A 13,230-nucleotide genomic window follows, 5' to 3' on the forward strand; every position below is an offset into this window, starting at 1 on the left:
AACCCCAAGCGGACTTCAGGTCAAGGCGCCGTTCGCGCCCGCCCCGTCGGCCCCACGCGTACGCGCCGTGACGACGGGCGTCACGGCGCGTACGCGCGGCGGGGCTTCGGTCAGCTGCCGTCGCGGAGGTCGGCGAGGCCCGTCGGGCGGAACACGATCCGGTCGAAGGAGGCCTCGCAGCCCTCCCCCGTGGGTGACTGGACCAGGAAGCCGACGGCCGCGGCCGCCGCCTGCTCCGGGGTGCCCAGGGCGAAGACGCGGACGAAGGTCCACTTCTCGCCGTCGGCGGAGGCGTGGCAGGCGAAGACGTTGCCGGTACGGCTCAGCCGCAGCCAGTGGCTGTCGCCGTCCACGACGGAGGAGTTGACGTCGTCGGAGTGGCCCCGGGTGACGACGGTGCAGATGGTGGGGTGGTCCGGGGAGAGTTCCAGGCAGAGCTTGGCCCACTCGCGGTCGCCGACGTGGAGGTAGAGGACCCCCGCGTCGAAGGCGGCGGCGAAACCGACCTTCACCCGGGCGATCAGCTGGAAGTCGCCCTCCGGGGCGGTGCCCAGCAGCCGGGGCGCGTCGCTCTCGGAGTCGAGGGCGGCGCCGCCCGGCGGGACGAAGCGGTCCTGCCGGGCGCCCGCGCGGGCGGTCAGGGTGCCGTCCTCGTAGTTCCACCCGGTGGCCGGGCCGAACGCTTCGAGGCCGAAGGGGAGTTCGGGGAGTCGCAGAGTCATGAGCGGCGTCCGTCCACCCGGCGGGGCAGGCCCTGCGGGTTGTCCTCGCGGAGCTCCGGCGGGAGCAGCGCATCGGGAGTGGTCTGGTAGCTGACCGGTCGCAGCCAGCGTTCGATCGCGGTGGCGCCGACCGAGGTGGAGGTGGAGGTGGTGGCGGGGTAGGGGCCGCCGTGGTGCTGGGCGGGGGCGACGGCGACGCCGGTCGGCCAGCCGTTGACCAGGACGCGTCCGGCCAGCGGGGTGAGCGCGGCGAGGAGGGCGGCGGCGCTGCCGTCGGCCTCCTCGGTGGCGATCTGGAGGGTGGCGGTGAGGTTGCCGGGCAGCCGGGAGAGGACCGCGGCGATCTCGTCCTCGGAGGTGTAACGGGCCACGACGGTGACCGGGCCGAAGCACTCCTCCAGGAGGGCGTCGTGCGGGCCCTCGGTGGTGAGGAGGCGGGCCGGTACGGTCAGGAAGCCGGCCGCGACGGTGTGTTCGCCGCCCGCGCCGGGGGTCACCGGGGCGTCCACGTCCGGGAGTTCGGCGCGCTCGCGCACTCCGGCGAGGAAGGCGTCGCGCATCCGGTGGTCGAGCAGGACGCCCGCCTCGGTGTCGCTGACCGCCTCGGTGAGCGCCTTCAGCAGCCGGTCGCCGGTCGGGCCTGCGGGGGCCAGGACGAACCCGGGCTTGGTGCAGAACTGGCCCGCGCCCATGGTCATCGAGCCCGCCAGTCCGGCACCGATCTGCTCGCCGCGCTCGGCGGCGGCCGCCTCGGTGACGACGACGGGGTTGAGGGAGCCGAGCTCGCCGTGGAACGGAATGGGAGCGGGCCGGGCCGCCGCCGCGTCGAAGAGGGCGCGGCCGCCGCGCACAGAGCCGGTGAAGCCGGCCGCGCTGACGAGCGGGTGGCGGACGAGCTCGACGCCCGCGTCGAAGCCGTGCACCAGGGTCAGGACGTCCTCGGGGAGTCCGACCTGGGCGGCGGCCCTGCGCAGCACGGAGGCGCAGAGTTCGGAGGTCGCCGGGTGGTCGGGGTGCGCCTTGACGACGACCGGGCAGCCGGCCGCGAGGGCGCTGGCGGTGTCGCCGCCGGGGACGGAGAACGCGAGCGGGAAGTTGCTGGCCGCGTAGACGGCGACGACGCCGAGCGGGATCTTGTAGCGCCGCAGGTCGGGCCACGGCGGGGTGCGGGTGGCGTCCTCGTGGTCGATGTGGATGTCGAGGAACGCACCCTCGTCCACGACCTCCGCGAAGGCCCTCAACTGGGCTGCGGTACGCGCGAGTTCGCCGGTGAGCCGGGCCGGGCCGAGTGCCGTCTCGGCGTCGGCGGCCTCGATGACGTGCTCACCGGCCTCGGCGAGCAGATCGGCCGCCGTGCGCAGGAACGCGGCGCGCACGGTGCGGTCGGCGAGCGAGGCGCGTACGGCGTGGGCGGCCCGCACCGCCCGGTCGACCTCCTCCGCTGTAGCCTCCACCGCAACCTGCTCACGCGGGTTCCCGGTGCGGGGGTCGACGCTCCAGACTGGTGCTGCTGCCACCGTGTTTCCTTCCGCTCCACTGCCACACATCAGAAGTTGTTCGGTATTCTGAACAGAGTTCCTGATCGTGAATATGAAGCGACTCTATTTCCGGGCGTTCGGTGTTGGCAAGAAGTCGCAGGTTTCGTAAGTGGGCTGGAAGGGGCGTAGGGCGATGTCGGTTGCCGAGTCTGGTGGGGCACAGGTCAAGTCCGCGGTACGGACGGTGGAACTGCTGGAGTACTTCGCCGGGCGGCCGGGCATGCACTCGCTCGCCGCGGTGCAGGAGGCTGTCGGATACCCCAAGTCCAGCCTCTACATGCTGTTGCGCACCCTGGTCGAGCTGGGCTGGGTGGAGACGGACGCGACGGGGACCCGGTACGGGATCGGCGTACGGGCGCTGCTGGTCGGCACCTCGTACATCGACGGCGACGAGGTGGTCGCGGCGTCCCGCCCCACCCTGGACCGGCTCTCGGACGACACCACGGAGACCATCCACCTGGCCCGTCTCGACGGGACGAACGTGGTGTACCTCGCCACCCGCCAGTCCCAGCACTATCTGCGCCCCTTCACCCGCGTCGGCCGCCGGCTGCCCGCGCACTCCACCTCGCTCGGCAAGGCGCTGCTGGCCACCCACAGCGACGAGCAGGTGCGCAAGATGCTGCCCGCGACGCTGCCCGCGCTGACCGAGCACACCCTGACCGACCGGGAGAAGCTCATCGAGGAGCTGCGCCTGATCCGCGAGCAGGGCTACGCGGTGGACCGCGAGGAGAACACCCTGGGACTGCGCTGCTTCGGTGTCGCGATCCCGTACCGCACCCCGGCCCGTGACGCCATCAGCTGCTCGGTGCCGGTCGCCCGGCTCACGCCCGCGCACGAACAGATGGTCAAGGACGCGCTGTTCGACGCGCGCGACCGGCTGACCCTCGCGACCCGGAGGCTCTGACCCGTGAATGTCTCGCTGCGACCGGTACAGGACGGCGACCTGCCGCTGTTCTTCGCGTGGATGGCCGACCCCGAGTCGGTCCGCGCGGCCGCCTTCACCGCCGAGGACCCCACCGACCGGCACGCGTTCGACGCCCACTGGACGCGCATCCTGGCCGACGGGTCGGTCGTGATGCGGACCGTGCTCGCCGACGGGGTGGCGGTCGGCAACGCCGGCGTCTACGGACCGCCGGACGACCGCGAGGTCACCTTCTGGATCGACCGCGCGCACTGGGGCCGCGGGCTGGCCACGGCTGCGCTGCGGGCGCTGCTCGGCTCCGTACCGGAGCGCCCGCTGTACGCGCGTGCCGCGACCGACAACGCGGGGTCCCGGCGGGTGCTGGAGAAGTGCGGGTTCACCGTGACGGGCAAGGACCACGGCTGGGCGCACGCCCGCGGCGAGGAGACGGACGAGCTGCTGTTCACCCTGCCCGGGTGAACCCGCGCGGCCGGCCGGTCATCCGTCCGGTGGTGTGCCTCCGCCGCGCGGCGGAGGCGGATCGTCGTCCGGCATGACGTGCGCGCGCGGGCCGCGCGGAAGCGTGGGCGGCATGACACCGACACCGCTCGCACCGGCCCCGGTCACCGGCCGCCTCCGCACCGGGCTCCGTACCCTCGCGATCCTCTCCTGCCTGCCCTACATCGCGATCAAGGCGGCCTGGATCTGCGGCAGTCGCCTCGGCATCCCCGCCGGCAGCTCGCTCCTCGACCACCGCACGACGATGATCGTCGCCAACAGCACATCGGTCCTGATGGACGGCGCGGTCGTGGTCATCGCCCTGCTGCTCACCCGGCCGCGGGGCCGGCGCCTGCCCGCCTGGCTGCTCGTGCCGCCGATCTGGGTGGCGACCGGTCTGCTGCTGCCGATCATGACCGGCTATCCCCTGCAACTGCTGGTCAGGGCCGGGGGCGGGAAGACCCTGGCCCACGACGCCGCCCGCCCCTTCCTCGACGCGTGGGTGTTCGGCGTCGTCTACACCGGATTCATCCTCCAGGGAGTGGCTCTGGGCACCCTGTTCGTCCTGTACGCCAAGGACCGCTGGGGCCACCTCTGGGCGGGCACGCTGCGCGGGCTGCCGGACACCCCCACCACGCCCGCCCTGCGCGCGGGCGCCGTCGCCGCCTCGCTCGCCGCCCTGGTGCCGGGCACCACGCACCTGCTCTGGGCCACGGGCTCGACCGCCGGGTTGAACGCGTCCCGGACCGCGGAACGGTCCAGCGACTTCTACGCCCTGGAGGCGGTCGATGTCCTCTTCGTCGTCCTCATGGTCGCGGGCGTCCTGCTCCTCGCCTTCCGCCGCGGCTCCGCGACTCCGCTGCGGGTGCCGCTCGCCCTGGCCTGGGCCGGCTCCGGCGCGACGGGCTGCTGGGGCGGCTGGCTGTGCCTCGCCTCGCTGGGCTCCGTCGCCGACATCGCCGATCGGCCCACCCCCGCCATGGTGCTGACCTACGCTGTGCAGATGCTGGCCGGGACACTGGTGGTGACCCTGGGCGCGTACTTCCTGGCGGAGCGCGCGGCCGGTGCGCGGCCGCCGTCCGGCCTCCGGGCGTGACGCCGCCGCTCGGGCGGCGGGCCCGGCTGCGCTGGCTGCATCTGATCCTCGGCGGCGCCCTGTTGATGCCGTACTTCCTGGTGGGCACGGTGATCGTCGGCTCCTACCGTACGGACACCACCGTCTTCGGCTCGCTCGTCAGCCAGTTGGCCGCCTTCGGCCTCGCCCTGCCGATGGCCGCCGTGACCGCGCTCTTCCCGCTCGCCCGGCCGCTGTCGGTGGCCGCCGCCCGCGCCCTGTGCGGCCTGCCGCCGGAGCGGCCCCTCGCGGACGGCCCGGCCAGGACCCGGCAGGCGCGGGTCCGCGCGGCGCTCTGGTACACCCTGCACGTGGCCCTCGGCGGCATCGTCAGCGGCATGACGCTGGCGCTGATCCCGTTCGCGGTGGGCGTGACGGTGCTGCCGTTCTTCGCGGACGCGCGCCACTCCCCGGTGATCGACGTGCCGGAGGCACTGGACCGGCCGTCGCTCCTGGCCCTCGCGCCGCTCGCCGGGATCGCGATGCTGGCGGCACTGGCCGGCTGCGCGGCGGCGGCCGGGGCGCTGCTGGCGGACCGGGCGCCGGTGCTGCTGGGGCCGACCCCCGACGACCGGCTCGCCGCCGCCGAACGCCGGGCGGCCGCTCTGGCGGTACGCAACCGGCTGGCCCGGGACCTGCACGACTCGGTCGGCCACGCGCTCAGCGCCGTCACCCTCCAGGCCGGCGCCGCCCGCAGGGTGCTGGACAGCGACCCGGAGTTCGTCCGCGAGGCGCTGGCCGCGATCGAGGAGACGACGCGGCGCACGGTCGGCGAGCTCGACTCGGTGCTCGGGCTGCTGCGGCGGGACGCCGAGGACGCAGCGGGCGGCGACGGCCCGGCGGGACCGGGGCTCGACGCGCTGGACGGACTGCTGGCCCACTGCGGGGTGCCCGTCGCCTACACCGCGGAGGGCGACCGGGGCACGGTGCCGGAGGCCGTGGCGCGCGAGGCGTACCGGATCGCGCAGGAGGGCCTGAGCAACGCGCTGCGGCACGGCGGGCGCGGTGCGCCGGTCCGGTTGCGGATCACCGTGCGCACGGAGGAACTGGAGATCGTCATGGACAGTCCGCTGCCCGAACGCCCGCCCGCGGTCCGCCCCGGTGGCGGCCACGGGCTGCGCGGCATCACCGAGCGCGCCGTACTCCTCGGCGGCCGTACCGGGGCCGGACCGCACGACGGAGGGTGGCGGCTGACCGCCTGCCTCCCCCTGCACACGCCCGGCGGGGCGCGGCCGTGAGCGCGACGGGTCGGATCGTCGTCGCGGACGACGAGCGCATGGTCCGTACCGCCCTGCGGGCCATCCTGGACGCCGAGACCGGGCTGGAGGTCGTCGGTGAGGCCTCGACCGGCGCGGAGGCCGTCTCCGTGGTGCGCGCGCTGCGCCCCGACGTGGTGCTGATGGATGTGCGGATGCCGGAGACCGACGGCATCCGGGCCACCGAGCGGATCCTGGCCGCCCTCGACCCGGCTCCGCGCGTCATCGTCGTCACCACCTTCGAGCACGACTCCTACGTGTACGAGGCGCTGCGCGCCGGGGCAGCCGGCTTCCTCCTCAAGCGGGCTGCGGCCGAGGACCTGGTGCAGGCGGTGCGGCTGGTGGCCCGGAGCGACTCGCTGCTCTTCCCCGCGGCGGTACGGGGCCTGGCGGCCGGGTACGGGAGGCGGCCGTCCGCCGCACCCGCCTGGGTGGCCCGGCTCACCGACCGGGAGGCGGACGTCCTGCGCCTGATGGCGGCCGGGCTCACCAACGCGGAGATCGCCGCCCGGCTGCGGGTGGGCGCGGCGACGGCGAAGACCCATGTGGCGGGCGTCCTCGCGAAGACCGGTTCCCGGGACCGCGCCCAGGCGGTCATCGCGGCCTACGAGTCGGGGTTCGTCACACCGGGCCGAGCCATGGGCACGGCGTGACGATGAGTAATGGGTGAGAAGCCGCACACCCGGGAACGACGCGCCGCGCCCCGCACGTCCCTTGTACGGGATGAACAAGACCATAAGGCGCGCCTCGGTCTTCTGCCTGCTGCTGGTCCTCGCCCTGCTGGGGCGGGCGACCTGGGTGCAGGCGTACCAGGCGAAGGCGCTCGCAGACAACGACCACAACCGGCGGAACACCATCGCGCAGTACGCGCGCCCGCTCGGGGACATCATCGTGGCCGGCTCGCCGGTCACCGGATCGAAGAGGACGGAGGGCAGCGATCTCGCGTACAAGCGCACCTACAAGCAGGGCGGCCTCTACACCGCCGTCACCGGATACAGCTCGCAGGCCTACGGCACCACCCAGCTCGAAGGGATCTACAGCCATGTGCTCGACGGCACCGACGACCGGCTGAAGAACCCCCTCGACGTGGTCACCGGCAAGAAGACCGCTCCCGGCAGTGTGCTCACCACGATCGACCCGGACGTGCAGAAGGCCGCGGCCGAGGCGCTCGGCGACGACAAGGGCGCGGCCGTGGCGATCGACCCGAAGAGCGGGCAGATCCTGGGGATGGTGTCCTCGCCGTCCTACGACCCGTCGGACACCAGCGGGACGGCGGACGGCGACACCTGGAAGAAGCTGCTCACCGACCCGGACAAGCCGCTGATCAACCGTGCGCTGCGGCAGCCGCTGGCGCCCGGTTCGACGTTCAAGCTGGTGGTGGCGTCCGCCGCGCTGGAGAACGGGCTGTACAGCTCGGTCGACGAGGCCACCAGGAGCCCGGTGCCGTACACCCTGCCCGGCACCAGCACCCCCCTGCCGAACGAGAGCGCCTCCGCCCCCTGCGAGAACGCGACGCTGCGGGTGGCGCTCCAGTACTCGTGCAACAACGTATTCGGCAAGGTCGCCGCCGACCTCGGCCAGGACAAGGTGCGGGCGATGGCCGAGAAGTTCGGCTTCAACACGAAGGACCTCGATGTGCCGGTCAGGGCCTACGAGAGCGTCTACCCGACCGGGATGGACAAGGCCCAGACGGCGCTGACGGGCATCGGCCAGTTCGAGGTCACCGCGACCCCGCTCCAGATGGCGATGGTCTCCGCGGCCCTCGCCAACGGCGGTGAACTGGCCGCACCGCACATGGTGTCCAAGGTGACGGACTCCGAGGGCGGCACGCTGGAGGACTTCGCGGACGGCGACATGAAGCGCGTCGTCTCCTCGTCCACGGCCAAGCAGCTGCGCAGCGCGATGGTGACCGTCGTGGAGCAGGGCACCGGCACCAACGCCAGGATCGGCGGGGCCGAGGTGGGCGGCAAGACGGGGACCGCCGAGAACGGTGTGGACAACAGCAACACCCCGTACGCCTGGTTCACCTCGTACGCGAAGGACAGCTCGAACGGCCGGGAGGTCGCGGTCGCCGTGATCGTGGAGGACTCGGGTTCGGCGGCGTCGGAGGTCAGCGGCAACGGCCTCGCGGCCCCGATCGCCCAGAAGATGATGAAGGCCGCGCTCCAGCGGTAACCGGAGGAACACGACGCCCCGGCACCCCGTTCCCGGGTGCCGGGGCGTTCGCCGTGTCCCGGCCCCTTCAGGTTTTCGCCGTGTTACGCCTTACTTGGTTACGCACCCGTGTCGAAGCGCTTCCGGGGTGCGCTGGTACGCTCTCGCCCCGCCCGCACACCGTGAGCGGGGTCCGGGAACGTACACAGCGGGGAACGTGCGCGGCCGGGGACCGGCACGCGCACCGGCCATCCGAGCGCAGGGACGAGGTAGCTGTGGGCACATCCACCGACGCCGACGATGCCGCCGCCGCGGAGTTCCACGCGTTCTTCGAGGCCCACTACGCCGAACTCGCCCGGCTCGCGCACCTGCTGACCGGTGAGGCCGATGCCGCCGACGATCTGGCCGCCGACGCCCTGCTGGCGCTCTGGCACCGCTGGGACCGGGTCAGGAACGCCGACCACCCGGTGGCGTACGCGCGCGGTGTGGTGGCCAACCTGGCCAGGACCCGGATCCGCAGCGCGGTGCGCGAGCGCCGCCGGATCGCCCTGTTCTGGGCGCCGCGCGGCGGCGGGGACGGGTACGCGGTCGACGATCCGGACGTGTCCGCGGTGGTCGACGTCCAGGGTGCGCTGCGCAGGCTGCCGTTCCGCAAGCGCGCCTGTGTGGTGCTGCGGCACGCCTTCGACCTCTCGGAGCGGGACACCTCGCTGGTGCTCGGGATCTCGGTGGGTACGGTGAAGAGCCAGACCTCGCGCGCCGTCGCGGAACTGCAACGGCTGCTCGGTCCCGATACGCCCGCCGCGCACGTACACGTGGCCGTCGCGGCGCAGCGCACCGGAGGAAGCCAGTGATGGACGAGGAGTTGCCCCGGCGGCTGCGGGACGCCGCCGGGGCGCACCGCCCCGACCGGGAGCGGATGCGGGCCCGGGTCGAGCGCGGGATGGCCGGGGGCCGCCCCTCGGCGCGGGCCGTGCGCCCGCCGCGCGCCGCGACGCCGTGGCTGCGGGTCGCGGGGGCGACGGCGGCGGTCTGCGGGGTGCTGGCGGTCGGCGCGTTCGCCGTCACCTCCGCGGGCGGCGACGAGCCGCGCGGGAAGCGGGTGGCGGCCCCGCCGTCCGCCACCGGGGCGCCGGCCGCGCCCGGCGGTGCGCCGCGCACCGAGGACGGCCCGCTGTGGACGGACGGCGCCGTCGACCCGCACAGCAACGCGTACTGGGCCCAGAGCAATGTGACGCTGCGGACGGCCGAGCCGCTCGCCTCGCTCACCGTCGAGCTGCGGATCGCGCTCACCGGCGGGGTGACCAGCACCGGTTCCTGGCGCTCGCTGCCCGAGCGGGACTTCACCGTGTCGGCGACCGAGGACGGCGGCTTCCTCGTCTACCGGTGGGTCCTGAGGCCGGGGCGCACCGTCCCGGCCGGCACGCACACGTTCGCCGGGCAGTACAACCACGCGGAGGGCGAACGGGACGCCTCGGGCGACTCCCTGACCGCGCACGCCGTCCGTTCCTCCGGTCAACGGGCAGCGGTGGGCGACTCCTTCGGCCGGGACCACTGACCGGCCCGGACGGGTCCGAAGGGCGAGAGCTCCTGGCCGCGGTGCCGGTCCTCACGCGTACGGGCACCAGTCCCCGAGGTAGGCGGCCGGGGTGTGCAGCCGCGCCTGGGCAGCGGTCAGCCGGGGGCGGTTGGCGGGCACGGTGGCCCGCGCTCCGGGTCCCGAGTTGCGGTACTCGGCGAAGCGCTGCTCCTGCCACGGGAAGCCCGCGGACATGGTCCCGTAGGGCTCGTCCGTGTCGATGCCCGCGCCGAGCCGGGTGTCGCGCACGGTCAGCATCGGGTGTGCGGTGAGGTCGGAGGAGGGCACCCAGGGGCGGGCCAGTTTGAAGTAGCCGTCCGGTGCGGTGCCGGTGACGCGGGAGCGCAGCACCAGATAGCCGTGCGGGTTGGCTCCGGCGGTGCTGGGCGCGAAGACGAAACCGTACGGGGCGGTGTCCAGGTCGGTGCGGGTCAGGGTGCGGAAGTGGCAGCGGTCCAGGACCGCTGTGGCGCGGCCGAAGACGAAGTCGACGTCTCCCTGAACGAAGCAGTCGCGGTAGTACTGGCGGGCGAAGTCGGTGAGAGCGGGGGAATCGGCGTACAGGGTGTCCTGGTGGCCCAGGAAGCGGCAGCCGTGGAACGCGGAACGGTCGCCCGTCACCTTGATGGCGACGGCCTGGGTGCCGGTGTACTCGGGGTGGTCGGCGCGCAGCCAGTCGTTGGCGAAGGTCAGCGCGTGCGCCGTGAGGCCGGCGGGCCGGGAGGTGACGGTGGCGGATCCGCTGGTGCCGTAGGTGCCCGAACCGTCGGGCAGGGGCGTGCCGTTGGCGTTGTCGTACACGATGGCGGTGTCGTGCGGGTCGCCGCTCGCCCCGATGAGGGTGAGGCCGGTCCGGGCGGCCGGGATGTCGACCGTCTCGCGGTAGGTGCCCGGGGCGATCACCAGGGTGCGGCCGGTGCCGGTCGCGGCGTCGACGGCGGCCTGGACGCCGGTGTGGTCGCCCCTTCCGTGCGCGTCGACGTACAGCGTCCCGCTGTCGAGGCGCCGGGACGGGGAGCCGTGGCGTCCGAAGGGGCGGTCGTGGGCGTGGGCCGCGGGGGCCGCGCCGAGGGCGAGGGCGGCGCCGCCCGCGAACAGGGTCAGGGCGCTGCGTCTGCTGGGCAGGGGTACGGGCATGGGCCGGCTTCCTTCTGCGGAGGGGCGCGGAGAGGGTGACGGGTCCGGGGGCTGCCCGGACCCGTCAGGCAGCGGTCAGTGTCAGGCGCCGGGAATCCGGCCGGCGCCCGCGCCGAGGCCGACGAGCAGCGGCACGAGCAGCGGGTGGTCGACCCTGCCGCGCAGGGCCGGGGTCCAGCCGGCGCCCGAGGTGAGCTGTTCCTCGGGAACGCCCGCGTTGTGGACGGCGATCAGGTCGGTCCGGCGGCCGTTGACGTAGTTGTCGGCGGCCGTCAGCGAGGACTCGGACCACTTCTTGAGGATCTTGGCCTTGTCGAACTCGCCGCTGAGGGTGAAGGCGTTGTGCTCGGCGACGAGGTGCGACTCGGCGCCGACCCCGTAGGAGTAGCCGTAGACGCTGCCCTTGGTGGCGACGAAGTGGTTGTTGTACGAGTCGACCTGGCCGAAGCGGACCCGGGGCGCGCGCTCGTTGACGTCCTTGAAGAGGTTGTGGTGCAGGGTGACGCGGAGCTTGCCGCGGTCGGTGGCCGCGGCGCCGTCGCTGTTGCCCAGGAGCATCGTCTTGTCGTGGTCCTTGAGGACGTTCCAGGACACGGTGACCAGGTCGGCGCCCTTGACGATGTCGAAGAGCCCGTCGTGCTGCTGGTACAGCTCGTCGAAGTAGCGGGGCTGGGCGGCGTCGGGGCGGTCCCCGTCGCTGAAGGTGTTGTGGTCGACCCAGACGTGGTCGGAGCCGTGGACGACGAGGTTGTCGTACTCGGAGTTCCAGTGGCCCGTCTCCCCGTCGGTGGGGTCCCACTGGGGGAAGCAGTCGTAGGTGTCCTCGAAGCCGATGTTGCGGACGATGACGTTGGAGACGCCCTGGATCTGGATGCTGGCGCCGATGACGGTGGCGTCCCTGCCGACGCCGATCAGTGTGGTGTTGGACGGGACGTAGACGTTCACCGCGGCCTTCTGGAGCTTCGCGGAGGCCAGCCGGGCGTCCTCCATGGGGCCGGACGGGACCTCGGTCCGGCCCCAGGTGGCCGGGTCGTAGGCGGCGAGGTAGCCGTCCAGGGTGTACCCGTCGGTCCGGTACGCGTCGCAGCCGATCGGGGTGCCCTCGGCGTCGGCGTTGCCGTGGACGGTGCCGTCGATCCTGACGATCTTCGGGGCGTCGCCCGCGTCCTCGAAGGCGGCGATGAGCTCGGCCCGGTCGCTCACGGTGTAGATGTGGTCGGGGGTGGCGGCGGCGCCCCCGGTGGTGGAGCCCTCCGCGGAGGCCCAGCCGTCGCCTGCGGGAAGCACCGAGCGCTCGGCTCCCTTCCCGCCGGGGTGCGTGGAGGCCTGGGCGGGGACGCCCAGGGCCAGGGCCAGCGAGGCGCAGCCCATCGCGACGGCGATGGCGCGGGTGCGGGATCTGCGTGCGGACATGACGAATCCTCAGCTCTCGTTCGGGTGTGCGGGATGCGGGGCGTGCGGCGGTGGGGCGGGCCGTGTCAGGCCTGCGGCCAGCTGATCCACGTCTCGGGGACGGGTTCGTCGGCGCGGCGGATGTCGCGCGCGGTGAGGACCCGGGTGTCCAGCAGGGCGCGGGCCGTCATGCGGGCGACCTCGATGGCGCCCCTGGGCCGGAAGTGGGTGTTGTCCTGCTGCCCGTCCGGGTAGTTCGGGAACTCCCCCGGCTCCAGCCGGTTGAAGTACGCCTCGGTCCCGTCGGGGCCGAGTTCCTGCCAGCGGGCGAGGGACAGTGCCTGTAGGTCGAGCAGCGGGACCCGTTCCCGGGCGGCCAGGGCGCGCATGGCGGCCGGGTAGTCGCCGTGGGTGGGCTTCGCGGTGCCGTCCTCGGCGAACCGGCGGCGTTCGACCGGGGTCATCAGCACGGGCCGGGCGCGGCGGGCCCGCGCCGCGGCGATGTACCGGCCCAGGCAGTCCTGGTAGGTGGTGTACGGATCGGTGCCGCGGGCCGGGTCTTCGGTCTTCTCGTCGTTGTGCCCGAACTGGATCAGCAGGAGGTCTCCGGCGCGGACGTCCTCCAGCAGGGCGTCGAGCAGGCCCTCGTCGATGAAGCTCTTCGAACTGCGGCCGTTCATCGCGTGGTTGGCGACGGCGAGGGGGTGGCTCAGGAAGAACGGCAGGGCCATGCCCCAGCCGGTCTCCGGGGCCGCGTCGGCGTACTTCCGGGCGGCCGTCGAATCGCCCGCGATGTGCACGGTGCGCGGGTGGCGGGCGGCGCCGCCGTGCGCGGCGGCGGGGGTGGTGGTCGCGAGGGCCAGTGGCAGCGCGGCGAGGGCGGCCGCGGTCTGCCTGCGGGTGAGTGACACGGTGGGACTTCCTCTCTCATGGATGCGT

At 73.6% G+C, this 13,230-nt stretch carries 13 protein-coding genes; 8 read left to right on the forward strand and 5 right to left on the reverse strand.

What is annotated here, in order from left to right:
* Positions 1-110 precede the first annotated feature (110 nt).
* Positions 111-722, reverse strand: coding sequence for a DUF1349 domain-containing protein (locus tag ACIO3R_RS04000; protein ID WP_402103081.1), 612 nt, complete (start codon positions 720-722; stop codon positions 111-113).
* Complete coding sequence (locus ACIO3R_RS04005; RefSeq protein WP_402103084.1) at positions 719-2,239, reverse strand: aldehyde dehydrogenase (NADP(+)); 1,521 nt, start codon at positions 2,237-2,239, stop codon at positions 719-721. Before ACIO3R_RS04005 ends, ACIO3R_RS04000 begins: the two co-directional genes overlap by 4 nt.
* 154 nt (positions 2,240-2,393) lie before the next feature.
* On the opposite strand from ACIO3R_RS04005, the gene ACIO3R_RS04010 reads away from it, so the two are divergent.
* The 8 genes from ACIO3R_RS04010 to ACIO3R_RS04045 all read left to right on the forward strand — a co-directional run bounded on the left by ACIO3R_RS04010 (position 2,394) and on the right by ACIO3R_RS04045 (position 9,741).
* Complete coding sequence (locus tag ACIO3R_RS04010) at positions 2,394-3,164, forward strand: IclR family transcriptional regulator (protein ID WP_385035339.1); 771 nt, start codon at positions 2,394-2,396, stop codon at positions 3,162-3,164.
* A gap of 3 nt (positions 3,165-3,167) precedes the next feature.
* Entirely contained in the window at positions 3,168-3,641 is a 474-nt protein-coding gene (locus ACIO3R_RS04015) for a GNAT family N-acetyltransferase (RefSeq protein WP_402103088.1), read from the forward strand.
* Positions 3,642-3,753: 112 nt separating this feature from the next.
* Positions 3,754-4,755, forward strand: a complete 1,002-nt coding sequence (locus ACIO3R_RS04020) for a hypothetical protein (protein WP_402103091.1) — start codon at positions 3,754-3,756, stop codon at positions 4,753-4,755.
* Positions 4,752-6,011, forward strand: coding sequence for a sensor histidine kinase (locus ACIO3R_RS04025; RefSeq protein ID WP_402103094.1), 1,260 nt, complete (start codon positions 4,752-4,754; stop codon positions 6,009-6,011). The genes ACIO3R_RS04020 and ACIO3R_RS04025 overlap by 4 nt, the downstream gene beginning before the upstream one ends.
* Positions 6,008-6,682 carry a response regulator gene (locus ACIO3R_RS04030; RefSeq protein ID WP_402103096.1) on the forward strand — a complete coding sequence of 225 codons (675 nt, stop codon included), beginning with the start codon at positions 6,008-6,010 and terminating at the stop codon, positions 6,680-6,682. Before ACIO3R_RS04025 ends, ACIO3R_RS04030 begins: the two co-directional genes overlap by 4 nt.
* Before the next feature lie 70 nt (positions 6,683-6,752).
* Positions 6,753-8,204 (forward strand): peptidoglycan D,D-transpeptidase FtsI family protein, encoded by a 1,452-nt coding sequence (locus ACIO3R_RS04035; protein WP_402103099.1) that lies wholly within the window; start codon positions 6,753-6,755, stop codon positions 8,202-8,204.
* Between the two features lie 254 nt (positions 8,205-8,458).
* A complete protein-coding gene (locus ACIO3R_RS04040) occupies positions 8,459-9,037 on the forward strand; it encodes a SigE family RNA polymerase sigma factor (RefSeq protein WP_385035349.1) in 579 nt (192 codons plus the stop codon).
* Positions 9,037-9,741, forward strand: a complete 705-nt coding sequence (locus tag ACIO3R_RS04045) for a hypothetical protein (protein WP_402103101.1) — start codon at positions 9,037-9,039, stop codon at positions 9,739-9,741. Before ACIO3R_RS04040 ends, ACIO3R_RS04045 begins: the two co-directional genes overlap by 1 nt.
* Positions 9,742-9,792: 51 nt before the next feature.
* On the opposite strand, the gene ACIO3R_RS04050 is transcribed toward ACIO3R_RS04045, so the two are convergent.
* The 3 genes from ACIO3R_RS04050 to ACIO3R_RS04060 all read right to left on the reverse strand — a co-directional run bounded on the left by ACIO3R_RS04050 (position 9,793) and on the right by ACIO3R_RS04060 (position 13,202).
* Complete coding sequence (locus ACIO3R_RS04050; protein ID WP_402104194.1) at positions 9,793-10,887, reverse strand: pectinesterase family protein; 1,095 nt, start codon at positions 10,885-10,887, stop codon at positions 9,793-9,795.
* 93 nt (positions 10,888-10,980) lie between these two features.
* Positions 10,981-12,312 (reverse strand): polysaccharide lyase family 1 protein, encoded by a 1,332-nt coding sequence (locus ACIO3R_RS04055; protein WP_385038214.1) that lies wholly within the window; start codon positions 12,310-12,312, stop codon positions 10,981-10,983.
* A gap of 65 nt (positions 12,313-12,377) precedes the next feature.
* Positions 12,378-13,202 carry a rhamnogalacturonan acetylesterase gene (locus ACIO3R_RS04060; RefSeq protein WP_402103104.1) on the reverse strand — a complete coding sequence of 275 codons (825 nt, stop codon included), beginning with the start codon at positions 13,200-13,202 and terminating at the stop codon, positions 12,378-12,380.
* Between the last annotated feature and the right edge of the window lie 28 nt (positions 13,203-13,230).

This window comes from Streptomyces sp. NPDC087428 (assembly GCF_044744085.1).
Taxonomy (GTDB): Bacteria; Actinomycetota; Actinomycetes; order Streptomycetales; family Streptomycetaceae; genus Streptomyces.

Excerpts from the sequence above, each read along its gene's own strand:
- ACIO3R_RS04000 (WP_402103081.1), bottom strand. The coding sequence starts at position 722 with ATGACTCTGCGACTCCCCGAACTCCCCTTCGGCCTCGAAGCGTTCGGC.
- ACIO3R_RS04010 (WP_385035339.1), top strand. The coding sequence starts at position 2,394 with ATGTCGGTTGCCGAGTCTGGTGGGGCACAGGTCAAGTCCGCGGTACGG.
- ACIO3R_RS04020 (WP_402103091.1), top strand. The coding sequence starts at position 3,754 with ATGACACCGACACCGCTCGCACCGGCCCCGGTCACCGGCCGCCTCCGC.
- ACIO3R_RS04035 (WP_402103099.1), top strand. The coding sequence starts at position 6,753 with ATGAACAAGACCATAAGGCGCGCCTCGGTCTTCTGCCTGCTGCTGGTC.
- ACIO3R_RS04045 (WP_402103101.1), top strand. The coding sequence starts at position 9,037 with ATGGACGAGGAGTTGCCCCGGCGGCTGCGGGACGCCGCCGGGGCGCAC.
- ACIO3R_RS04055 (WP_385038214.1), bottom strand. The coding sequence starts at position 12,312 with ATGTCCGCACGCAGATCCCGCACCCGCGCCATCGCCGTCGCGATGGGC.